Source organism: Seonamhaeicola algicola (assembly GCF_007997385.1).
GTDB lineage: Bacteria > Bacteroidota > Bacteroidia > Flavobacteriales > Flavobacteriaceae > Seonamhaeicola > Seonamhaeicola algicola.
The window spans coordinates 253,124-276,125 of the sequence record NZ_VOSC01000019.1; the positions used below are offsets into that span (position 1 = coordinate 253,124).

Consider the following 23,002-nt stretch of genomic DNA (forward strand, 5'->3'; position numbering starts at 1 on the left):
ACTAAAGTTAATACTAAAACGTATGGTTATTGCAATGAAACAAATGTTTTGTAAATGCCAAATAAAACTTGACAAAAACTATACATTTAACATAATTAACTGTTAATTAGATGATTTTAAGGAATCTATTTGTTTTTGAAGTTGTTCTATTTGAATTTCTTTTTCTGTTTTTATGGATACAGACGTAGCGTCAATTGTTTGGGTTTCAACATCAATATCTTTAGTTTCTTCAACAAAGTAGTAACCAATACCCTCGCTTGCTCTCCAAGCTTCGCCTAATTGATTGTAAACTGTTTTATCCCATTGGCTTGGATGCTTAACATCTATCCAAATAACATCTCTATATTCACTATCTATTAATGCCAAATCTGGAGTTGCAGACCCATCAAACTTTTCGGCTTCATTATCTCTTATAGCAGAAATAGTTCCTAAGAAAAACATACGTTTTCTACCTGCAATACTCTTAATATACGGCCTAAATTCAACAGGTTTATTAACAGACCAATCAAACTCTTTTCTAGATTCAATAACTTTTAATGGCATTGCCGATACGCCTGCATATCCTTGTTTTTTAGCAGCATGATTATAGTAGTAAAACTTGTTTGTACCATCGGCAGGCACAAAAACACTAAAGGTTAAGCTTGTACGCTCGTCACCAACGGGCTCTAAACCAAACCAGTGATATAAACCGCTGTAAGCATTTGTGTTAGTGTCAGAAAAATCAAAATCTGTTACAAATGGTTGTTGATTTTGGTCATCGGGTAGTATAGGAATTTTAACAGCGGTTTCCATATTCCATGGTAACGGATCACTAAAACCACCTAAAAACTTTAACGATTCTGCCTGCAAGCGTGATACTTTTTCAGCTAAGGTATTTTGGCGTGTTAAATATGGATAATTACTCATGTTTTCTGGACTAACATAGGTGCCTTTACCTATGGCAATGCGCTCTAAATAATCCTTTAAATTATGCTCGCCATTATCAATTACCATAACACCACCAAAGGTTGGATACGGAAATAAAAAACCTTTCCACTTTATTAAACTAACAACTTGCACCCATTGTCCATTATCATTTTTCATATAATAGGTATCACTTGGTTCCATGGTAAACAACTGAAAAAAGTTAAAGCGCTGTACTACGGCATTGTATGTGTTTCGGCTAAATTTTAACGACTCGCCAATTGAGAATGTAACCGGAATACGGTTTTCACTTGAAAATCTAGGAAAAGGCGTGGTACTGGACACCGCAAAAACTTCTTCTGTATTATCTGTCATGCCTTGCCAAACGTATTTTTCGGTTGGTTGTATGGCCATGGTCCATTTATTTTCATTGCCTATTCTAACTAAATGTGGTAATGATACATCTTTGGTTTCGCCAACACTTTCATTGGCCATTGAAAAAATATTGCGTAATGGCTGTATACGCTCGTTTTGTGTTAATGGCAACTCATTAATTTCAATTTTATTTAAACTATTAAATACATTATAGGTTTTCATGTAATTATACATGTTGTAATGCCAACCAACTACATATAAAATACCAAAAAACACAACTAAAAGTGCTAAAATGCCCAATCTGCCACCTGTACTAGCGGTATTTCTAAATTTTCGTAATCCAAAAAACAATACCAAAGCACTCAAAAGAATAACAAAAATAAATTTTCTAATAAATAATAGTGCTGGTTGATAATCATCTCTTAATACAAAAAGGAGTATGAGTAAAATTAAACCAAAAATTATGGTGTTACGCTTTTGTTTTGCGCCTTTATTCCAGTAAGATTTTATCATTTTATTATGGCTTTATCACTAATTTTTAATGCTTTTTATTAACTATTTAAGGTACCCTTTATCTTTTAAGCGTTCTCTGGCGCTTTTTTTAGTTTCATTATCTGTGTTACTTTCAGGTACGTTTTCTTTGGTTGGTGTTACATCATCAGCAGCAACTTCTTTTGTTGTAATGTCTTCAATTAAATCTTTACCTTTTTCAACAGCGTCATTAACTAAATCTTCAACAACATCGGCTTTTTCTTCAATAACTTTACCCGATTTTAAAACGAAATTAGCCACATACGTACCAATTAAAACCCCAACAACCACCGATGAAAACGCAGAAATACCATTGTAATTGGTAAAAATTTTAAAAGGTGTTAAAAACTGAACTATTAAGCCTATAATTAAAAAAATGCCTACTACATACACTAATCTTGGTAAAAAAGCTTGCTTAAAAACAAAACCCTTTTTATCTGTTGGTTTCATTTGAAGTGCTTTACTGTTGAAAATTTTATTGAAAAACCTGTATAAAGCATTGCTTTGTGATTCACGCCAATACACAAGAATTCCTACTAATATAGCGCCAATGAAAATTACCAATTCTAATCCCATAGTTGTTTGTTTGTTTGTTGTTGTTAGTTGTTTGTTACGTTATAACCGTTTACAATTATTAGTATAAAATTTTTATACATTGTTACTAATAGTTTGTACTACCCAAGTTTTTAATGCATTATTCCATGTTTCAAAATGCTTGTAAAAATCTTGTTTATCATACCAATACCAATATAATACATCTTTTGGAGCTATGTTTACCAAGAGTTTCCAAATTAAATCTTGGTGTTTTGTTTCTAATGATGAATGTGGTTTATGCAATGCATTAAACATTGCTGGGTCTATTATATCGGCAATTTTATACTGGTTGCTAGTTTCTAATTTTTCTAAATAACGCTCTACACTCATTACTTTTTTTCTGTCTTCAATAGTCAATTTATTTAAGTAACTTTTAAAAAGTATGGGGTTATTTAAAATATCGTTAATAGGATGCTCGGGTGCTTTTAAATGTTGTGCTAACTCAAACTTTTTTATACGTTGGTATTGTTTTGTTTCAACAGATTTTTCAAGATCATACTCTATAATCATGTGATCTCTTAACTTATCCATTAATTCTTTTTGTTGAATATGAAAAATTAACACATCATAATTAGTGTCTTTTATAGCTTCTTTATGCCATTTTTTATCTTCAAAAATAACTATTGGCGATATAAAATCTCTTAAAACATACACACCACCAAAGGCTCTTGTATAAAAAGAACTTACTGAAAAATCGAGCGCTGGTAAATCTAAATTCCTATCTCGTAAATCGCCATAAGTTTTAACAGATTTTAAAATTTCATTGTGAATATCTTCATTTATAAAATTATGGTGATGTTTAAACTTATCAATTAAAGCAAGTTGCTCTTTTTGTTGATGATACAAGTTATTCATTAAATGAAAATTTATATGAATAGTATTGTATTTAAGCACATCTAAAGGTTCATAGAATGCATCAATTTTCTGATCAAAATCAATACAAATGGCCGAGTCTCTGGTTATATCTTTAATTTGATGTTCATACACTTTAAAAATATGTTTCATCATATCTCTATCAAATGTATGAAATGGTAAATACACTGGTTTGCCTTTTTGCAATGGCGAAATTATAATTCCGTGTGGGTTTGCTTCTCCATTATTTAAGTAGTTTATATTGTTTTTTTCTTCGGCAATTTCAGGGCTCCAGCCTATACCGTCAATTAAAAAACTGGTAAGTTTTGTTGGTGTAAAACCAAGTTTCACCAAGCATTTGTTGTAACGCTCTACCAGTTTACCGCTTACGGGTATTAATTCACTTCGGTATAAATTGGCTTCTATTAATTTTTCCATATTTCCATACTGCTAAAGCAGGAATGTATTTTTACTTTGTACACTTAATTTTTGTGATTTATGCCTTTAAACGACATAACAAAATTATTCTAATAACTTATTAATAATGGCATATTGTAGCAAAACTATGGTGCGTGTGTCAACTATTTGGCCATTGTGTAACTTATCTATAGCTTCATTAAAGGGCATTTCTAGCACTTCAATATCTTCATGTTCATTAGCTACGCCTCCACCATTATTTACCTTCATATCATCAGTATATTCACCTACAAAAAAATGCATTTTTTCGGTCATTACACCCGGTGATGAGTAAGCTTCATAAACTTTTTCAATACTTTTTAAACGGTAGCCTGTTTCTTCTTCGGTTTCTCTAATAATACAGGCTTCTGGGTTATCTTTATCTAACATGCCTGCAGCAATTTCAACCAAAAAGCCATCTTCATTGTCATTTAAATATGTAGGCATTCTAAATTGTTTTGTTAAAATTACGGTGCGCTTTTTTTTGTTATATAGAAGAATGCCAGCACCATCACCTCTATCATACACCTCACGCATGGTATTAACCCAGCGTCCGTTTTTCATCAAATAATCAAACGTTACTTTGTTAAGAATATAATAATTATCTGAAAGTAGCGTTTTTTTTATGTTTTTTATGTATTCTTTAGGCATTGTCAAAAGTTTTACGGGCTTCCATTTCAATATTTAATTGGTTTACTCTAGCATCAACTTTTCGTTTAAAATCGGTATCAGCAATAGTGGCCACATTATCTAAATAACGTACTACTTCTTGACGACGAATTTCAGAAAAGTTTAAACCTTTCATGTTACTACGCATTAATTCTTGTAGCATGTTAAATTTAGTATCATAATCTTGTTTGAAATAAATTTCAGGATTTGTAAACCAGTCTTCTTCTAAATCAAAATCGGTTAAACGCAATGAAATGGCGCTTTGAATGTTTCTAACATCACGCGATGAAAAGAACGGAAATTCATCTTGCATAGCTTTATACAAGTTTGCAAAAAACAAATGCTGATTGGTTTTAAATTGTTTCTCTACCGCATCATAAATAGCATGAACACGGGCTTCAGTTGGTTTTTCAACATGACTTAAAATTTCACCCATATTTTTAGCCAAGCCTTGATTTTGTAAATAGCTGTAATTTTCAGGCCCTTGCATGTTTACAAAATTAGGCATGGTATCATCTAATTTACGCCACCACAGGTGATCTTGATCTAAAAAATCATGCTCAGTACGTGCGCCATCAATTTTAAAACGCCCTTGTACACGCGAAATTACTGCTTTATCAAGCATTTCGGGTAAATTGGTAAACAACCCAATAGAACTGTTACCATAGTTTACTGCGTAAGCACCTTCAGTGTAACGTAAAAATACACCAATAACTTCTTTTACACCTGCTGATACGCCTTGTGCTGTACGTTCTTGTAAGTTATTTTCAGCATCATCAATAGGTGCAAAAATTAACTTTGAAGGGTCTTGCATTGGTTTCATCCATTCTACCATTTTTTCGGCAGAACCGCCCTGAAATGTGCTAATTAGCGTATCGGGCATGGGATGAAATAGAAACGGAATGTCTAATGCATCACAATGTTCTTTTAATCTGGTTGCAATGGCTGCAATAAGCATGCTTTTTCCAGTACCGGGAATTCCATAGCCCATAAACACAGGCATAAAACCACCTAATTCTTGAAATGGGTTTTTCTTTACTGAAAAATCATAACTTAACATGCGTTCGGTTAAGCGGCGGGCAAAGTGTTTAGCATCACGGTTACCTACAATTTGTTCAAACTTAATTTTATTGAATTCTACGCTTTTTGCAGTGCCAGAAAACACATTGCTCCAGCCTGCTACAGCAAATTCACTGTTTTCTAGTTTATATGTTCTGTCTTCAATGGTTTCAGTGTATTCTAAACTATTTTTACGAAGCTGAATTTCATCAATTAAAGCTTCAAAATACACCACCGTAAAATCTATAACATCTTTATCAGATTTAATAATATCTGGATGGCCCAAATACTTATCAAAGTAAAATAAGGCACATGATATACCTTTTATAGGCGATAGTAATGATACTTCAGGAATGCCCGCAAACTTCTGTTTCATAACACTTAAATCATCTGAAGCATGTGGTTTTAAATCGTGCAAAATTTTATAGGATGTTGCAAACAACATAAATGCTGTTGCGGTGTGCATTTTACTTTCAAACTCACGTTTTCCTGTAGCATCTAAAGCCGATTTGTTTTGGTTTAAACTTGTTAAGCCTGAAGCGTCATAATAACTATCTTTAATCCAAATACCCAACGTTAAGCCTTCTTGCACTACAAATAGTGTTTGGTTTAAATACACCGGTATTGCTACAGAATCTGGTAATAAACGCTTTTTTAAAGCTAAAATAGTTTTTGATACTGATGTTATTTCAGTGGTGCTTGTTCCATTATTAGCACGTGATAAATAGAGTAAAATAGATTCATCTTTGTTGTTTTTATCTCTACTTTTTGCTTTAGCACCTTGCTCCCATTGTATGCTTTTTATGTATGAGGTTGCTTCATCACGAAGCATATCTAATTCAGTTTGTTTTATAGGAAATGTTGAGTTGTGTTCCATTTTTTTTAGTAAAAAGTTATTGGTTGAGAGGTTAAAAGTGTAATGACTCTATTTTAAAATATAATGCTTAATAGACTTAACTAATTTTTAACTTTTTCAATCTTCAAATCTGCCATTTCAATTGGCGGAATAGCTAATTTGTTCATTAATTCTGGTGTTTTATTATAGAATAGTTGAATAATTCTGTGTGGTGCAAATACATATTTTTGTTTAAAAACGTTATCCCAACGTTGTAATATTTGTTTATTAAAAAAGCTGCCTTCTTTAAATTCACTTTTTGATGTTACTTCGTCTATTTTTAATGATAAAGCATAAGATTCTAAAGGGATTTCTTTTTTACTTAAGCCCTCTAAAATTGTGTGAGTTAAATTATTTTCATCTTTAGCAAACATATTATGAAGTGGTCCTAAATCTATGCGTTTTATAAGTTTAGGTGATATTTTTTCTAATTTTCTATCAATACCATAAGCCATAGTGTCTAGGTTCATTTTTCTATCTGCACTATGTTTTAAAACTTCATAAATTTCGTTTTTATAATCGTTTATTCTATTGCCTTCATAATTAAAGTACATAAAACATACAAAAGGCCTGTTAGTAGCTACATCGTAAAAACTCCAACTGGTTAATAAACTGGCAGGAGCATCTTTAGGTGCGCTTACAATTTTACCTTGTACAAACCGGTTAAATATAAATTGTTTATTAACTGATGTGTAGTACACAATTGATGCTGCTTGAAAAAGTTTACTGCGCTGTATAGGTTCTTTTTTGCGCATAAGTGTATCTAAAAACTCGTTTTGTAGTACTGTTATTGGTGTTAGTTTTTGCAAATATTCGTTACGCAATTCTAAATCATTAAACAGGTACCTAAACTCTAAGTAATTAGGAAAACCAGATTCGGTTAAATCAACCTTCATGTTATCTTCTTCATCATACATGTATTTTACGCGCATAGCTTCTACTGAATACAATAACAAATCACAGTATTGTTTAAACATGTTTATTTCTTGTGAATTGATAAGTTTATGGCGCTGTATGGCAACTATGAGTTCTTTGAATACAAAATCTACCATTTTATGGTAAAATATGTAATGTTCTTTAGAGTCTAAAGTTGCGGAATCTAATGGTGTTGTAATGTGGTTGATTGACATTTTTTAATATTGAGTGTACAATTGCGAAGGGCAGAAAATACATTGTGATTTTTGCTTTTGTTAGCAAATAGGTGCGTTAAGGATTGTAGTGGAAAGCCCACAGCGAAGCGAGGACTTGCAACGAAAAGCCTGACCCCGATTTTTCATCGGGGTAACGCCCTTTATGTTTTAAGACAACAAATCATCTTCAGTTGTTGATGGTTTTGGGTTGCCTTCTGGGGCACCATCATTGGCTGGTTTGTTAGCATCTGCTTTATAATATTCTTCAAAAATTTCTTTCATGTCTATACCATAACGCTCTGCAAAATTCTTTTGTATATCTACGTCTTTTTCACGAATTTCTTGTAAGGCTTCGGCATAACTGCTGTAAACACCTTGCATTACTTTTTCGTGTACCGGAATGTTGTCCATCATATCTTGACGTGCTCTGGCACTTGCGGTATGCATTGCTGCTAGGGTTTCGCCAATATGCTCATCGGTTTTTACACCTAAATGCTCTAAAATTGCTGCAAATTCTTGGTCTGTTCGTGCTTTTAATGCTACTACGTAACCATCATAATATTTTAAACGCTCTTCGGTATCACTCTTTAATTTAGCGCGGTGTGTTTGCAAGTTGCTGCGTAATGATGTTAGTACTTTTATTGTTAAGTTATGTTTATGTACAAAGCTATCTTTACTGGCAGCTAAAGTTGTGTAGGCATTTTTTAAACCTTCTAATTCTTCTACTTTTTGCTCTAAAGTGGTTACTTTACCAATGGCCTCGGCATACTCGGTAGATTGTTTATCGGCTATATCTTCTAAAGCTTGTCTTGCTTGTTTAAGCAGGGCGTATTGCGCTTCTAGTTTGGCTTCAACTTCTTTCTTTTTTTCTAAGGCTTTGGTATGGTTTTTAGTGGCCTCAACAATGGCGTCTTGTAACTTATCTTCTACCTCTTTTATTTCAACCTCACGGTTTTTAAGGCGTGTTACTGCTGCTTGACTTTTATATGAAAGTTCACTTAACAGTGTTTGTACATCGGCACTTTCAATACGAGCTTGAAACATGGCTTTGGCTTTATTATCGGCGGCAGCTCTAGTTTTTTCGGCTGCTTTAAGAGCTTCTTGTGCTTTTTTTATTTTGCTTTTACGGCCCCAAAGGTTATTCCACCATGTGTCTGGTTTGTTTTCTGCATCTTCAAGTTCAACTTTAGCGCGTTCTAAGGCTTTTTGTGCATCATCAATTACTTTTTGCTCGGTGGCGTTTAATGATGAGAATTTTTCAAAAAGAATACCAACTTCGTCTTGATAATCGGTTAAGTCTTTAATAGCATCTAAAAGTGTGGTTCTGTCTTTTTCGGCCATATTAACCACATCATCTAAAGTGGCATTTAATATTTTTTGACGTACTTCGGGGTCATCTTCTTGTGCTAATTTAGATTTCATAGTGTCAATGGCTTTTCCCCAATTAACATCTACTTTTTCTGTTTTCTCATTTGAGTTGGTTTCTAATAAATCAAAATCATCAGACATGGTAAGTTTTCTGTATTAAGTTGAACAATTTTATAGTTAAGCAATTTCGTTAAAAAAGATGACTTTTAAAACAGTTATTGTGCTAATAATAAGTACAATTTATTATTAAAATGTTACAATAATATTATGTTTTCGATGAAATGCACAATAAAACACGTAAGATTTTTTTCTGTTAATAAGTAAGCTAATATAGGTTAAATAAAGTGGTTTTATAAAGATGTTTTTTCTTATATTAACAATAATATGTTCATATTCTTTTCATTATTAATGCTTTAGTTGATTTTTTTATTAGTATATTTGATAAGTTGAACCTATTTATACCCTAACAATGCTATTTTTAAAAATCCCTTTCTATCTCTCCCTAACTGGTTTACTAATTAGCCAAAGTGCTATTTTGACGGTACTTATTATTGTTGTTGTATTTTTTAGTGTGCTTCTTTTACTTGGTATCAGAAAATCGCATTTATTACAAAAAGAAAACGAACGTTTAGACAAAATAAGCGAAGAAATGGCAAAAAAGAGTGAAAAGAAATATAATGATTTCACTGAAGGACACATGTACCAATAACGTGCATGTTATGATAACTTAACTAATAGCAACGTATAAAAATTAAAAAAGCTCACTTAAATTAAGTGAGCTTTTTTGTAAAACTATATTTATCTTGATATTATCTTACTAGTTTTTTGTATTTAATTCGTTTTGGCATGATATCGCCACCTAAGCGTTTCTTTTTATTTTCTTCGTAATCTGAAAAACTACCTTCAAAGAAATACACTTGGCTATCGCCTTCAAAAGCTAATATGTGTGTACAAATTCTATCTAAAAACCAGCGGTCGTGACTAATTACTACGGCACATCCTGCAAAGTTTTCTAAACCTTCTTCTAGAGCACGTAATGTATTAACATCTAAATCGTTTGTTGGCTCATCAAGTAACAAAACGTTACCTTCTTCTTTTAATGTCATTGCTAAATGTAAACGGTTACGCTCACCACCTGAAAGTAACTTAACCTTTTTGTTTTGCTCGCTTCCTGAGAAATTAAATCGGCTTAAATAGGCTCTAGAATTAACTTGACGCCCACCCATCATAACCAGTTCTTGCTCATCACTAAAGTTTTGCCATATGGTTTTTTCAGGATCTATGTTAGAGTGACTTTGGTCTACGTAAGCAATTTTAGCAGTTTCGCCTACCTCAAATGCACCTTTGTCTGGTGTTTCTTCACCCATAATCATTCTAAAAATGGTTGTTTTACCAGCGCCATTTGGCCCAATAATACCAACAATTCCTGCTTGGGGTAAGTTAAAGTTTAAATCTTCATATAGTAATTTATCACCATAGCCTTTGCTTACACCTTTGGCTTCAATTACATTTGTTCCTAAACGCGGCCCGTTTGGAATGTAAATTTCAAGTTTTTCGTCAAGTTGTTTTTGGTCTTGACTCATTAATTTATCGTAATTTTTTAAACGAGCCTTTTGTTTGGTTTGGCGTCCTTTTGCACCTTGCCTTACCCATTCTAACTCACGTTCAAGTGTTTTTTGACGTTTTGAAGCACTTTTGTTTTCTTGTGCTAATCGTTTTGATTTTTGATCTAACCACGAAGAGTAATTTCCTTTCCAAGGTATACCCTCACCTCTATCTAACTCTAAAATCCAACCTGCAATGTTATCTAAAAAATAACGGTCGTGAGTAACAGCAATAACAGTACCTTTATATTGTGCTAAGTGGTGTTCTAGCCAATGTACAGATTCTGCATCTAAATGGTTGGTAGGCTCATCTAAAAGCAACACATCAGGTTCTTGTAACAACAATCTGCAAAGTGCTACTCTACGGCGCTCACCTCCAGAAAGTACACCAATTTTTTTATCGCCCTCAGGTGTTCTTAAGGCATCCATGGCTATTTCTAATTTGGTATCTAGTTCCCAAGCATTAGCAGCATCAATTTGATCTTGAAGTTCAGCCTGACGGTTCATTAGTTTTTCCATTTTATCGGGGTTACTATACACCTCTTCTAAACCAAACATATCGTTTATTTTGTTATACTCATCAAGTATAGCAACAGTTGCTGCAGCACCTTCTTTTACAACTTCTAAAACGGATTTATTTTCATCTAACTGTGGCTCTTGCTCTAAATACCCTACAGAATAATCTTGAGAAAAAACCACATCACCTTGATAATTTTTATCTACACCTGCTATAATTTTTAGTAAAGTAGATTTACCCGACCCATTTAAACCTAAAATACCAATTTTAGCACCATAGAAAAAACTTAAATATATATTTTTAAGCACTGGTGTATTTGCACTTTGAAATGTTTTAGTTACACCAGACATTGAGAAAATTACTTTCTTATCGTCACTCATTTTTTTATTATTAGTTGCTAGTTTTTGTTTTTTATTTATTGTAATAAGAGAAAATAAAGTTATAAAAAACTATGTTTTATACTCTGCCTTTTAATGCGTTAAATACCCATGCAATTGCAAAAAAGCCAACACCAACAGCTGCAAAGCCATAACCTGCTACTTCTTGGTATTTAAAAGCGCCTAATGCAATTAGTGCTAAACCTACAAAAATCATAATCCACGTTGCCCATGCTAACACGGTATTTTTATTCATTGCCATAATAATTTAATTGTATTTAATTTAGAATAGCAAATATCGGATTTTTAAACAAAAAAAGCATTCAAAAATTTGAATGCTTTAGCTATTAATTGTTTTTAATGTTATAAAGAAATCATTGGAACCTCAATAAACAATACCTCAGAATCATTTAAAGCATTGATTGTAAATTTATTAGTATCTGTAACACCAAGCGCATCTCTACTGTTTATTGTGGTGTTATTTAACTCAATTTCACCCGAAATATTCATAATATAAACACCATGTGTATCACTTTTTAAATTATAAGTAAAGGGCGTGTTTTTCGCTAAAGTTATACGTGATAATTTTGCATCTTGATGAATTTTTAAGCTTTCAGTATCTGTATCATTAAACGATGTTACAAGCGTTTGAAGTTTTCCTTGTCTGTCTTCTGGTTTAAACGTTTTTTGATCGTAACGCGGCGCTACTCCTTGTTTATCAGGAATTATCCATATTTGAAACAAACTCAAATATTCATCATTAGACCCGTTTATTTCAGAATGTTGCACACCCGTACCCGCACTCATAACTTGCACTTCATTAGGTACAACAGGTATCCATTCATCTCCCATATTATCACGGTGTTTCAACACGCCTTTTAACGGTATGGTAATAATCTCCATATCATTGTGCGGATGTGTACCAAAACCCATTTTAGGAGCAATAACATCGTCATTTAAAACGCGTAAAGCACCAAAATTTATACGCTCTGGATTAAACCAACCTGCAAAACTGAATGAATGATTGGCTTGCAACCAACCATGATTTGCAAACCCTCTAGTGTCTGCTTTGTGTAATATAGTTTTCATAGCTTATGTATTATCTAATTTTATCTAAAAGACTACTTAATTGGTTAGCTTCTGTGGTAGTTAAATTTTCTAATAAGTCTTCTTTTAAATCTTTATCAATAGCAGTTAAAAGTTTCAAACCTTCATCTGTAATAGTTATATGCACCACACGCCTATCGTCTGGACACGGTAACCTATCAATTAAATGTTTAGCATATAATTTATCCATTAAACGCGTTGCATTGGGTGCACGCTCAATCATACGTTCTTTAATAGTTTGCACTTTAATAGGCTTTGCTGCGCCACGTAAAATTCGTAAAATATTAAATTGCTGTGGCGAAATACCAAAGGGTTTAAAAAACTCGTTTTGTTTACTATTTATCCAATTGGCGGTATAAATAATGTTTATTAATGCTTTTACTTTGCTATTAGTAAATGTTGAATTGATATCTTTTGAAATATTCCCCATAATTGCAATAATTTTTTATAACGCATCTTTTAAAGCTGCAACTTGCGCTTTCAAATCATTGTTCAATGTTGTATTGGTTATTTGCCCGTTTGAAAAATTGTCTCCAAATGAAGGTAAACTAAATTCTGCCACAATATTACCGCCCATAAACGGAAAACGGCCTTTTGCTACTTCTAAAACTGTGGCTCCTCCTCTAGCTCCTGGTGATGTTGCCATTAATAACATAGGCTTATTGCTCCATAATTTTCCATCAATTCTAGACATCCAATCAAATATATTTTTAAATACCGTTGCATAGGCGCCATTGTGTTCTGCTAAAGACAAAACAATTCCATCGGCAGATTGAATTTCACCTAAAAATAAGTGTGCGTTTTCTGGTATACCATGTTCTAATTCATAATCAATACCATATAAAGGCAACTCATAATCGTTTAAATCTAAAATTGATATTTCAGCATCATCAACCAAGTTTGCTGCATATTCCGCTAACTGTTTGTTAATTGATGTTTTACTATTACTGCCTGCAAATGCTACTATTTTTTTCATATATCTGTTTTTTTGTTGGTATTACAATTTTCTGTTTATCAATTTCATGGTACAAATTTAAAATAATTTAAAATATATTCCAAGGAATATATTTCCTAAGAATTTAATTTATGAATTTATTAACATTGTTTTACATAAACATCTTGTTTTGTACTTTAGCAGGAAACAAAATTGACTATGGACATCAACTTCAATAAAAACGAAGATTACAATAAACTTTTAGTATCCGACTTAAAGAAAAGACTAACAAAAGTAAAGCTTGGTGGTGGAAAAAAGCGCATAGAAAACCTGCACGCAAAGGGTAAAATGAGCGCTAGAGAACGTATTGAATATTTGTTAGATAATGATACTAAAAGTATAGAAATTGCTGCTTTTGCAGGCGAAGATATGTACGCCGAACATGGTGGATGTCCTTCTGGTGGTGTAGTTGTTAAAATTGGCCATATTAAAGGCAAACAATGCATTGTTGTTGCCAATGACGCTACCGTTAAAGCTGGTGCTTGGTTTCCAATTACAGGAAAAAAGAACTTGCGCGCCCAAGAAATAGCTATAGAAAATAAACTACCAATTATTTATTTAGTCGATTCTGCTGGCGTGTATTTACCAATGCAAGATGAAATTTTTCCAGACAAAGAGCACTTTGGGCGTATTTTTAGAAATAACGCTATTATGAGCAGCATGGGCATCACACAAATTGCTGCGGTTATGGGTAGTTGTGTTGCAGGTGGCGCCTATTTACCTATTATGAGTGATGAAGCCTTAATTGTAGATAAAACTGGTAGTATTTTTTTAGCAGGAAGCTATTTAGTTAAAGCCGCCATTGGTGAAAGTATTGATAATGAAACGCTTGGTGGCGCTACTACACATTGTGAAATTAGCGGTGTAACCGATTATAAAGCTAAAGATGATAAAGACGCCCTTGATAAAATTAAAAATATAGTTGATAAAATAGGAAGTTTTGATAAAGCTGGTTTTAACCGCACAAAAGCACTTAAACCACTTGAAAAACAAGAAGATATTTATGGTATTTTGCCAAAAAGTCGCGCCGATCAATATGATATGTATGAAATCATAAAGCGCTTAGTTGATAATTCTGAATTTGAAGAATACAAAGCTGGTTATGGCCAAACCATTATTACCTGTTATGCGCGTATAGATGGTTGGGCTGTTGGTATTATTGCAAACCAACGCCAAATAGTAAAAACCAAAGGAGCCAAAACAAAACCTGCCGAAATGCAATTTGGCGGCGTAATTTATAATGATAGTGCAGATAAAGCTACCCGTTTTATAGCCAACTGTAACCAAAAGAAAATTCCGTTGGTCTTTTTACAAGACGTTACTGGTTTTATGGTTGGTAGCAAAAGTGAACATAGTGGTATTATTAAAGATGGCGCAAAAATGGTAAATGCTGTTAGTAATTCGGTAGTACCTAAATTTACAGTAGTTATTGGCAATAGTTACGGTGCTGGTAATTACGCTATGTGTGGTAAAGCCTATGACCCACGTTTAATAGTTGCATGGCCTAGTGCAGAATTGGCAGTTATGAGTGGTAAAAGTGCCGCTAAAGTTTTACTACAAATTGAAAAAGCTTCTTTAGAAAAACAAGGCGAAACATTTACCAAAGAAAAAGAAGAAGCGCTCTACAATAAAATAAAAGCTAAATATGACAACCAAGTATCTCCTTACTATGCTGCTGCTAGAATATGGACAGATGCTGTTATTGACCCTTTAGATACTAGAAAATGGATTAGCATGGGCATTGAAGCAGCTAACCACGCTCCTATTGAAAAACCATTTAATTTAGGTGTTTTACAAGTGTAATTTAAACCTAATAAAAATAGGCAAATACACGCTTTTAAACTAGCTATTTTCATGCCATAAAGGTATCTTTGTAGTACTTCAAAAAAACGGTGCTATTATGGATAATTTAGATGCAGCAAGACTGCAAATGGCATTCACACTTATTTTTCATATTGTGTTTGCTTGTATTGGTATGGTTATGCCATTTTTTATGGTTGTAGCTCATAAAAAGTGGTTAAACACCAAAAACCCTATTTATTTAACGCTTACAAAATCATGGCAAAAAGGTGTTGCCATTTTTTTTGTTACTGGCGCAGTATCGGGTACCGCCTTATCTTTTGAGTTAGGCTTACTTTGGCCCGAATTTATGAAATATGCTGGACCAATTATTGGTATGCCATTTTCACTTGAAGGTGCAGCCTTTTTTGTTGAAGCCATTGCCCTTGGTTTTTATTTATATGGCTGGAATAAACTGCCCGAAAAATTTCACTGGTTTACAGGTGTTATTGTTGGTATTGCGGGTGTTGCTTCTGGTATTTTAGTGGTATCTGCAAACGGTTGGATGAATGCACCCTCTGGTTTTGATTATATTAATGGAGAATTCACCAACATAAACCCCATAAAAGCCTTATTAAACGATGCTTGGTTTACACAAGCCTTACACATGACTTTAGCTGCATTTACAGCCACAGGTTTTGCTGTTGCTGGCATTCATGCCTTTCAAATTTATAAAAAACGACACGTAGAACTTCATACAAAAGCTTTTAAAATAGCTATTACTTTTGGCGCAATTGCTGCTATTTTACAGCCCTTAAGTGGCGATTTATCTGCTAAAGACATTGCTAAAAGACAACCTGTAAAATTAGCTGCTATGGAAGCGCATTACCATACTCAAAAAGGTGCTCCTTTATACATTGGCGGTATTGTTAATAACGAAAAAGGCGAAGTAACCCATAAAATTGAAATACCTAAAGCCTTATCTTTTTTAGCTTTTGGTAATTTTGATGCCGAAGTAAAAGGTTTAAATGATTTTCCTGATGATGTAAAACCTAAAAATATAGCTTTAGTACACTATGCATTTCAAACCATGGTTGGCTTAGGCACCTTACTCATGTTTGCCGGTATTTTATTTTTTATTAGTTTGAAGAAAACACATTGGATGCAAAATAAACGTTACTGGCTACTCTTTTTTTTATTAGCGCCTCTTGGCTTTTTAGCTTTAGAAGCAGGCTGGATTGTTACCGAAGTTGGCAGACAACCATGGATAATTCATAATGTAATGAAAACAAAAGATGCTGTTACACCAATGCCAGGTATTGTTTATAGCTTTTACATGTACTTAGTGTTGTACGGTATTTTAACAGTAGCCGTAACATGGTTAATGCTTAGGCAAATTAAGTTTTTAAACAACTCTAAAATCTCATAATTATGCTATACGTTGTTTTATTTTTTTTAGCATTTTCATTGCTTTTATATGTGCTTTTAGCTGGAGCCGATTTTGGTGCTGGCATTATTGAGCAGTTTTCTTCAAAACACAACCGTACACTTACTAAAAAAACTATTTACCGCGTTATTGGTCCTGTTTGGGAAGCCAATCATATATGGATTATTATAGTTATTGTTATTCTGTGGGTAGGTTTTCCGGGGTTTTACAATATTCTTATGGTATATTTACACATACCGCTTACCTTAATTTTACTAGGCATTACCCTTAGAGGTGTAGCTTTTGTTTTTAGGCATTATGATGCTTACAAAGATAAAACACAACTTTTATATGATTGGATGTTTAGAGTATCTAGCGTTGTAACACCTATATTTTTAGGCGTAACTTTTGGCGGTTTAATTTCAGGGGATATTGAAATTACTGCAAACCTAGAAAACACCAATTTTTACAGCGCTTACATTGCTTCTTGGTTTAATTTATTTTCATTATTTGTTGGTTTCTTTTTTGCAGGTATTTGCGCCTTTTTAGCCAGCATTATGCTTATTGGTGAAGCTAACAAAACAGAACGCCGTTTATACGTTAAAAAAGCTAGAATTGCCACTATTACAGTTATAATTTTAGGCTTTTTAGTATTGGCCGTTGGGTTTGTACAAGAAAAAGTTTTTGTTTTAAGTTTTTTTAAAAACCCATATGCAATAGGTCTTATTGTTTTTTCGGCATTATTAATACTACCGCTTTTAAACAGTATTAAAAACGAAAGACGTATTATAACCAGAGCTTTAGCAGGACTTCAGGTTATATTAATTTTATTAGCTGCTTTTGTAACGCATTTTCCTGATATAATTATAACTACAAACGGCAGTGTAAATATTTTAGAAACTGTAGCTACTAACCAAGTTATAAAAGTATTAGGTATTGCTCTTATAATAGGCGGTGCTATAATTTTACCAGGATTATTTCACCTTATGAAATCATTTAAAATGATAAAAATTTTAGAATAGAAATTAGCACAAAAAAACGCAACTCAATGAGTTGCGTTTTTTCATTTAGCTTTCTGTCTGTTAACTTTAAGCTTTTATTCAGTATAAGTAATTCTATCAATATTGAACATTTCAACATTGATTAAGTCCTTACTTTACTTCTTCGAAATCAACGTCTTCAACATCGCTTCCTTCGTTTGTGTTTCCTCCAGCAGAAGCATCAGGTCCTGGTTGAGCACCACCAGCTTGTTGTGCTTCAGCTTGTGCTTTATACATTTCTTCAGAAGCAACTTTCCACGCTTCATTCATTTTTTCTAAAGCAGGTTCAATTGTAGCTAAATCTTTAGTTTCGTATGCTTTTTTCAATTCTTCTAAAGCTGCTTGAATTGGTTGTTTTTTATCATCTGATAATTTATCACCAAATTCTTCTAATTGCTTTTCCGTTTGGAAAATCATAGAATCTGCTTCATTTAATTTTTTAGCAGATTCTGCTGCTTTTGCATCTGCTTCAGCATTTGCTTCAGCATCTGCTTTCATTTTTTGGATTTCTTCTTCAGTTAATCCAGAAGATGCTTCAATTCTAATATCTTGTTTCTTACCTGTTGCTTTATCTTCAGCAGATACTTTAATAATACCGTTTGCGTCAATATCAAACGTTACTTCAATTTGCGGTGTACCACGTCTTGCTGGTGGAATACCATCTAAGTGAAAACGTCCAATAGTTTTGTTATCGGCAGCCATTGGTCTTTCTCCTTGTAACACGTGTATTTCAACAGATGGCTGATTATCGGCAGCTGTAGAGAATACTTGCGATTTTTTGGTAGGAATGGTTGTATTTGCTTCAATTAATTTAGTAAATACGTTACCCATAGTTTCAATACCAAGTGATAATGGTGTTACATCTAAAAGTAATACATCTTTAACATCGCCTGTTAATACACCACCTTGAATACCAGCTCCTAATGACACAACCTCGTCTGGGTTTACACCTTTACTTGGGGCTTTACCAAAGAAGTTTTCAACGGCTTTTTGTACAGCAGGAATACGTGTTGAACCACCTACTAAAATAATTTCGTCAATATCACTTTTACTTAAACCGGCAGCTTTTAAAGCAGACTGACAAGGCTCTATTGTACGTTTTACTAAATCGTCAATTAATTGTTCAAATTTACTACGTGTTAATGTACGTACTAAGTGTTTTGGTCCGCTTGCTGTAGCAGTAATATATGGTAAATTAATTTCGGTTTGTTCAGAAGATGATAACTCAATTTTTGCTTTTTCAGCAGCTTCTTTTAAGCGTTGAAGTGACATAGGATCTTGTCTTAAATCCATATTTTCTTCAGCTTTAAATTCTTCGGCTAACCAATTGATAATTTTATCATCAACATCATCACCACCTAAGTGTGTATCACCATCGGTAGATAATACTTCAAATACACCATCTCCTAGTTCTAAAATAGACACGTCATGCGTACCACCACCAAAATCAAATACAACTATTTTTTGGTCTGATCCTTTTTTATCTAAACCATAAGCTAAAGCTGCAGCTGTAGGCTCGTTAATTATACGCTCTACTTTTAAACCTGCAATTTCACCGGCTTCTTTTGTTGCTTGACGCTGAGAATCATTAAAGTACGCAGGTACTGTAATTACTGCTCTACTTACGTCTTGCCCTAAATAGTCTTCAGCCGTTTTCTTCATTTTTTGAAGAATCATGGCACTTAATTCTTGTGGCGTATATAATCTGCCATCAATATCAACTCTAGGTGTATCATTATCACCTTTTACTACTTTATAAGGTACACGTTCTGCTTCGTTTTTAGACTCAGAATATTTGTTACCCATAAAACGTTTAATAGAATAAACGGTTTTTGTTGGGTTTGTTACTGCTTGACGTTTTGCAGGATCACCAACTTTTATCTCACCGCCTTCAACAAATGCAATTACAGATGGTGTAGTACGTTTCCCTTCTGCATTTGGGATTACTACAGGATCATTTCCTTCCATTACTGAAACGCAAGAGTTGGTTGTTCCTAAATCTATTCCAATAATTTTACTCATAATATTTTATACTTTATTGTGTTGAATGTTCTTTTTTATGTTCGGTTTATACTAGTCAATCTTTATGCCAACAAAAAAATACTGACACAGTGTCATATTAACAAATTGTAACCCATATTTAAATTTAAGTTTTATGAAATGTTAACACATTTATATTTAATAACATTAACATAGTATTGCTGCATGTTGTTTTAATGTTTACTTAAAAAATAAGCTTTGTAAAACATATAACTTGCTTATTTGAAAACAGATGCTTTTATGAAACGTTTACATACCAAAAACTTTTTAAAAACTTTAAGTTTAACTAAGCTTTACCATAAGTACGTTACATATAATTTTAGAACTATTTCTAAAGGAAAAGTATATAAAAGCGGCGTTATTAACCCCGACAAAATTGTTGATTTTTTAACTGAACACAATATTAAAAGTGTTATAGATTTGAGGCTTCCTGGTACATCAGACTTAAAAAATAATCCTGAAATTACAACCGAAGTTAATGCCGAAAAATTAGCGCTTGAAAAAACAGATACCATTACATATTTTTACAACGGTACAAAACAAATACCCAAAAAAAAGCAGTTAAAATCGTTTTTTAAAATTATGGATAACCCCAATAATTATCCTGTTTTAATACACTGCCACCATGGTGTTGGAAGAGCAAAACTATTTTCGGCATTATACAGAATAGAATATGAAGGTTGGAGCAACACAAAAGCAAGAAAACATACAAGATTTATAACTAAATGGAGTTCATTTGCTATAGGCAAAGGCAAAGGTGATTTTTTAAACAATTACATTAAACGCACTGACAAACAACCAACTGTAATTAAATTAAAAGTTAAAAAGAAAAGACCATTTAAAGTTGCCACTTAACACCTTGTAAAGTCTTTTGTAATTATACTAAATTACATAAAAAAACACGCTATATTTGCCCAAACTATAACGTTGTAGTAAATGGAATGTATCTCAGTTTTTGATATGCTTAAAATAGGTATAGGGCCATCAAGCTCTCATACTTTGGGGCCTTGGCGTGCAGCCGAACGATGGATAAATAAATTAAAAAGCACTAATAAATTTCATTTAGTAGAAAAAATTACGGTTAATCTATACGGTTCGTTATCTTTAACAGGAAAAGGGCATGCCACAGATGTTGCCGTAATACTTGGGTTAAGCGGAGAAAACCCTGAAACTATAAACACATCAAACATAAATGCTACCATAAATACTATTAAAGCAAACAAAATTTTATTGTTTGGTGCTGAAAAACCTATAGCTTTCAATCCTGAAACTGATATTATTTTTAACCGCGAATTTTTGCCTTTTCATGCAAATGGCATGAGTTTTACAGCAGTTATAAACGGAAAAAAAATCACTAAAAAATACTATTCTATTGGAGGTGGTTTTGTGGTAAAAAAGAAACGAAAAAACGCCAAAAAAAACTTCGAGATAAAATGCACATTCCCCTATCCTATTGAAAAAGGCACGGAGTTACTTCAATTTTGCAAAACATTAAATATGTCGGTTTCTGAAATTGTTTTAGAAAACGAAAAATCAATTAGAACCGAAACTGAAATTAATTACCAATTAAAACGCATTTGGAATGTTATGCTAGATAGCATGTATACTGGCTGCCATACCGAAGGTGTTTTACCTGGAGGTTTAAACGTAAGGCGTAGGGCTTTTGACATGCACCATAAATTAATTGGCAACAAAAGCTATGCAAATGCTACTGAATGGATTTATAGCATTAGAGATACCGAGGTTAAATTCCGTCAAATTATAAAATGGGTAAGCTGTTTTGCCTTAGCTGTTAACGAAGTTAATGCCTCACTTGGGCGTGTAGTTACAGCACCAACTAACGGTAGTGCTGGTGTTATTCCGGCAGTTTTAATGTACTATTTAGTAATTGAAAACCACGATGGCAATTTTGAAGATATTAAAAAATTTCTTCTTGTAGCTGGCGAAATTGGCAGTATTTTTAAAAAAGGGGCTACTATTAGTGCCGCCATGGGTGGCTGTCAAGCTGAAATTGGCGTATCTTCTGCCATGGCAGCCGGTGCACTTTGCGAACTTTTAGGCGGTACACCAGAACAAGTTTTAATAGCTGCCGAAATTGCTATGGAACACCACTTAGGGCTTACCTGCGACCCCATTGGTGGACTCGTACAAGTACCATGTATAGAGCGCAATGCCATGGGTGCCATTAAAGCTATAAATGCCGCTGAATTAGCACTAGATACCAACCCTGAAAATGCCAAAGTACCTCTAGACAAAGTGGTTTCTACCATGTGGGAAACCGCTAAAGATATGAATACCAAATACAAAGAAACTAGCGAAGGTGGTTTAGCTGTAGGTGTACATTTAAGCGATTGCTAAGCCACTAAAGATATCATAATTTAAAAGCCTTTACAGTTAATTTTATTACTTTTACAATCAATTACTAAACTAAAAAAAATGTCTACAGCAAAAAAAGAATACAAGCGTGTTACAGTAAAATCATTAGTTGATATGAAACGTTCAAACGAAAAAATATCAATGCTAACAGCCTATGATTATACCATGGCAAAAATTGTTGATGGTGCGGGTGTAGATGTTATTTTAGTTGGAGATTCTGCTAGTAACGTTATGGCAGGACATGAAACAACGCTTCCTATCACTTTAGATCAGATGATTTATCATGCATCATCAGTAATTAGAGCCATTGACAGGGCTTTAGTTGTTGTAGATTTACCATTTGGAAGCTACCAAAGTGACCCTAAAGAGGCCTTACGTTCTGCCATTAGAATTATGAAAGAAAGTGGTGCGCATTCTGTAAAACTTGAAGGTGGTAAAGAAATAAAAGAATCTATTAAACGTATTTTACACGCTGGTATTCCTGTAATGGGGCATCTTGGTTTAACTCCGCAATCTATTTATAAGTTTGGCACTTATACCGTTAGAGCTAAAGAGGAAGAAGAAGCCGAAAGGCTTATTGAAGATGCCAAAATGCTTGAACGTATTGGTTGTTTTGCCATTGTTTTAGAAAAAATACCTGCTTCGCTTGCTAAAAAAGTAGCCGAAAGCGTAAGCATTCCTATAATTGGTATTGGTGCAGGCCCTAACGTTGATGGGCAAGTTCTTGTTTTGCATGACATGCTTGGCATGACACATGAGTTTAATCCGCGTTTTTTACGTAGGTATTTAAATTTATATGAAGATATGACAAATGCTATGAAACAATATGTTGCTGATGTAAAAAGTGTTGATTTTCCTAATGAAGAGGAACAATACTAAAACTATTAATTGTTTTTTGGTGCTTATTTAT

At 33.3% G+C, this 23,002-nt stretch carries 20 protein-coding genes; 7 read left to right on the forward strand and 13 right to left on the reverse strand.

The genetic code is table 11. The annotated features are described in order from the left end of the window. Positions 1–102 precede the first annotated feature (102 nt). From FUA26_RS06500 to FUA26_RS06530, 7 genes are all read right to left on the reverse strand, one after another. Entirely contained in the window at positions 103–1,791 is a 1,689-nt protein-coding gene (locus tag FUA26_RS06500) for a hypothetical protein (RefSeq protein WP_147133273.1), read from the reverse strand. 42 nt (positions 1,792–1,833) lie between these two features. Beyond that, a complete protein-coding gene (locus FUA26_RS06505; protein WP_147133276.1) occupies positions 1,834–2,385 on the reverse strand; it encodes a hypothetical protein in 552 nt (183 codons plus the stop codon). A 72-nt stretch (positions 2,386–2,457) separates the two neighbouring features. After that, on the reverse strand, positions 2,458–3,693 hold the full coding sequence (locus FUA26_RS06510; protein WP_147133279.1) for a DUF6638 family protein: 1,236 nt from the start codon (positions 3,691–3,693) through the stop codon (positions 2,458–2,460). Between the two features lie 84 nt (positions 3,694–3,777). Further along, a complete protein-coding gene (locus FUA26_RS06515) occupies positions 3,778–4,362 on the reverse strand; it encodes an NUDIX domain-containing protein (RefSeq protein ID WP_147133282.1) in 585 nt (194 codons plus the stop codon). Next, the gene (locus tag FUA26_RS06520; RefSeq protein WP_147133284.1) at positions 4,355–6,316 is read right to left on the reverse strand and encodes an AAA family ATPase; all 1,962 of its coding nucleotides are present in this window, start codon (positions 6,314–6,316) and stop codon (positions 4,355–4,357) included. Before FUA26_RS06520 ends, FUA26_RS06515 begins: the two co-directional genes overlap by 8 nt. Positions 6,317–6,396: 80 nt before the next feature. Then, complete coding sequence (locus FUA26_RS06525) at positions 6,397–7,464, reverse strand: hypothetical protein (RefSeq protein ID WP_147133287.1); 1,068 nt, start codon at positions 7,462–7,464, stop codon at positions 6,397–6,399. A 168-nt stretch (positions 7,465–7,632) separates the two neighbouring features. Then, positions 7,633–8,973, reverse strand: a complete 1,341-nt coding sequence (locus FUA26_RS06530; protein WP_147133289.1) for a microtubule-binding protein — start codon at positions 8,971–8,973, stop codon at positions 7,633–7,635. 394 nt (positions 8,974–9,367) lie between these two features. Here FUA26_RS06530 and FUA26_RS06535 point away from each other — a divergent pair, with 394 nt between their 5' ends. Next, the gene (locus FUA26_RS06535; protein ID WP_246109092.1) at positions 9,368–9,541 is read left to right on the forward strand and encodes a hypothetical protein; all 174 of its coding nucleotides are present in this window, start codon (positions 9,368–9,370) and stop codon (positions 9,539–9,541) included. Between the two features lie 100 nt (positions 9,542–9,641). Here the strand turns inward: FUA26_RS06535 and ettA are convergent, their stop codons facing one another. From ettA to FUA26_RS06555, 5 genes are all read right to left on the reverse strand, one after another. After that, positions 9,642–11,333, reverse strand: a complete 1,692-nt coding sequence (gene ettA / locus FUA26_RS06540) for an energy-dependent translational throttle protein EttA (protein WP_147133294.1) — start codon at positions 11,331–11,333, stop codon at positions 9,642–9,644. A gap of 76 nt (positions 11,334–11,409) precedes the next feature. Next, positions 11,410–11,586 carry a CAL67264 family membrane protein gene (locus FUA26_RS15690; RefSeq protein WP_186826874.1) on the reverse strand — a complete coding sequence of 59 codons (177 nt, stop codon included), beginning with the start codon at positions 11,584–11,586 and terminating at the stop codon, positions 11,410–11,412. 107 nt (positions 11,587–11,693) lie between these two features. Next, positions 11,694–12,419 carry a pirin family protein gene (locus FUA26_RS06545; protein WP_147133297.1) on the reverse strand — a complete coding sequence of 242 codons (726 nt, stop codon included), beginning with the start codon at positions 12,417–12,419 and terminating at the stop codon, positions 11,694–11,696. A gap of 10 nt (positions 12,420–12,429) precedes the next feature. Continuing rightward, complete coding sequence (locus tag FUA26_RS06550; protein WP_147133300.1) at positions 12,430–12,867, reverse strand: MarR family winged helix-turn-helix transcriptional regulator; 438 nt, start codon at positions 12,865–12,867, stop codon at positions 12,430–12,432. A gap of 15 nt (positions 12,868–12,882) precedes the next feature. Next, positions 12,883–13,413: an NADPH-dependent FMN reductase gene (locus FUA26_RS06555; protein WP_147133303.1), complete on the reverse strand. Its 531-nt coding sequence runs from the start codon at positions 13,411–13,413 to the stop codon at positions 12,883–12,885. Between the two features lie 177 nt (positions 13,414–13,590). Between FUA26_RS06555 and FUA26_RS06560 the strand changes: the two genes are divergently transcribed. The 3 genes from FUA26_RS06560 to FUA26_RS06570 all read left to right on the forward strand — a co-directional run bounded on the left by FUA26_RS06560 (position 13,591) and on the right by FUA26_RS06570 (position 17,658). After that, positions 13,591–15,234: an acyl-CoA carboxylase subunit beta gene (locus FUA26_RS06560; RefSeq protein ID WP_147133305.1), complete on the forward strand. Its 1,644-nt coding sequence runs from the start codon at positions 13,591–13,593 to the stop codon at positions 15,232–15,234. A gap of 97 nt (positions 15,235–15,331) precedes the next feature. Further along, positions 15,332–16,639, forward strand: coding sequence for a cytochrome ubiquinol oxidase subunit I (locus tag FUA26_RS06565; RefSeq protein ID WP_147133308.1), 1,308 nt, complete (start codon positions 15,332–15,334; stop codon positions 16,637–16,639). Positions 16,640–16,641: 2 nt separating this feature from the next. Then, positions 16,642–17,658, forward strand: a complete 1,017-nt coding sequence (locus FUA26_RS06570) for a cytochrome d ubiquinol oxidase subunit II (RefSeq protein WP_147133311.1) — start codon at positions 16,642–16,644, stop codon at positions 17,656–17,658. 129 nt (positions 17,659–17,787) lie between these two features. On the opposite strand, the gene dnaK is transcribed toward FUA26_RS06570, so the two are convergent. Beyond that, the gene (dnaK, locus tag FUA26_RS06575; RefSeq protein WP_147133314.1) at positions 17,788–19,698 is read right to left on the reverse strand and encodes a molecular chaperone DnaK; all 1,911 of its coding nucleotides are present in this window, start codon (positions 19,696–19,698) and stop codon (positions 17,788–17,790) included. A 258-nt stretch (positions 19,699–19,956) separates the two neighbouring features. Between dnaK and FUA26_RS06580 the strand changes: the two genes are divergently transcribed. From FUA26_RS06580 to panB, 3 genes are all read left to right on the forward strand, one after another. Next, positions 19,957–20,571, forward strand: a complete 615-nt coding sequence (locus tag FUA26_RS06580; protein WP_147133317.1) for a dual specificity protein phosphatase family protein — start codon at positions 19,957–19,959, stop codon at positions 20,569–20,571. An 81-nt stretch (positions 20,572–20,652) separates the two neighbouring features. Continuing rightward, entirely contained in the window at positions 20,653–22,074 is a 1,422-nt protein-coding gene (locus tag FUA26_RS06585; protein WP_147133319.1) for an L-serine ammonia-lyase, read from the forward strand. A gap of 78 nt (positions 22,075–22,152) precedes the next feature. Then, a complete protein-coding gene (panB, locus tag FUA26_RS06590; RefSeq protein WP_147133322.1) occupies positions 22,153–22,971 on the forward strand; it encodes a 3-methyl-2-oxobutanoate hydroxymethyltransferase in 819 nt (272 codons plus the stop codon). Positions 22,972–23,002: the final 31 nt, after the last annotated feature.

What these genes read in the sequence shown, in the direction of transcription:
- FUA26_RS06545 (WP_147133297.1), bottom strand. Translation starts at nt 12,419, where the DNA reads ATGAAAACTATATTACACAAAGCAGACACTAGAGGGTTTGCAAATCAT.
- FUA26_RS15690 (WP_186826874.1), bottom strand. Translation starts at nt 11,586, where the DNA reads ATGAATAAAAATACCGTGTTAGCATGGGCAACGTGGATTATGATTTTT.
- FUA26_RS06560 (WP_147133305.1), top strand. Translation starts at nt 13,591, where the DNA reads ATGGACATCAACTTCAATAAAAACGAAGATTACAATAAACTTTTAGTA.
- FUA26_RS06510 (WP_147133279.1), bottom strand. Translation starts at nt 3,693, where the DNA reads ATGGAAAAATTAATAGAAGCCAATTTATACCGAAGTGAATTAATACCC.
- FUA26_RS06550 (WP_147133300.1), bottom strand. Translation starts at nt 12,867, where the DNA reads ATGGGGAATATTTCAAAAGATATCAATTCAACATTTACTAATAGCAAA.
- FUA26_RS06580 (WP_147133317.1), top strand. Translation starts at nt 19,957, where the DNA reads ATGAAACGTTTACATACCAAAAACTTTTTAAAAACTTTAAGTTTAACT.
- FUA26_RS06570 (WP_147133311.1), top strand. Translation starts at nt 16,642, where the DNA reads ATGCTATACGTTGTTTTATTTTTTTTAGCATTTTCATTGCTTTTATAT.
- FUA26_RS06585 (WP_147133319.1), top strand. Translation starts at nt 20,653, where the DNA reads ATGGAATGTATCTCAGTTTTTGATATGCTTAAAATAGGTATAGGGCCA.
- FUA26_RS06515 (WP_147133282.1), bottom strand. Translation starts at nt 4,362, where the DNA reads ATGCCTAAAGAATACATAAAAAACATAAAAAAAACGCTACTTTCAGAT.
- FUA26_RS06520 (WP_147133284.1), bottom strand. Translation starts at nt 6,316, where the DNA reads ATGGAACACAACTCAACATTTCCTATAAAACAAACTGAATTAGATATG.
- FUA26_RS06530 (WP_147133289.1), bottom strand. Translation starts at nt 8,973, where the DNA reads ATGTCTGATGATTTTGATTTATTAGAAACCAACTCAAATGAGAAAACA.
- ettA (WP_147133294.1), bottom strand. Translation starts at nt 11,333, where the DNA reads ATGAGTGACGATAAGAAAGTAATTTTCTCAATGTCTGGTGTAACTAAA.
- panB (WP_147133322.1), top strand. Translation starts at nt 22,153, where the DNA reads ATGTCTACAGCAAAAAAAGAATACAAGCGTGTTACAGTAAAATCATTA.
- dnaK (WP_147133314.1), bottom strand. Translation starts at nt 19,698, where the DNA reads ATGAGTAAAATTATTGGAATAGATTTAGGAACAACCAACTCTTGCGTT.
- FUA26_RS06525 (WP_147133287.1), bottom strand. Translation starts at nt 7,464, where the DNA reads ATGTCAATCAACCACATTACAACACCATTAGATTCCGCAACTTTAGAC.
- FUA26_RS06555 (WP_147133303.1), bottom strand. Translation starts at nt 13,413, where the DNA reads ATGAAAAAAATAGTAGCATTTGCAGGCAGTAATAGTAAAACATCAATT.
- FUA26_RS06505 (WP_147133276.1), bottom strand. Translation starts at nt 2,385, where the DNA reads ATGGGATTAGAATTGGTAATTTTCATTGGCGCTATATTAGTAGGAATT.
- FUA26_RS06565 (WP_147133308.1), top strand. Translation starts at nt 15,332, where the DNA reads ATGGATAATTTAGATGCAGCAAGACTGCAAATGGCATTCACACTTATT.
- FUA26_RS06500 (WP_147133273.1), bottom strand. Translation starts at nt 1,791, where the DNA reads ATGATAAAATCTTACTGGAATAAAGGCGCAAAACAAAAGCGTAACACC.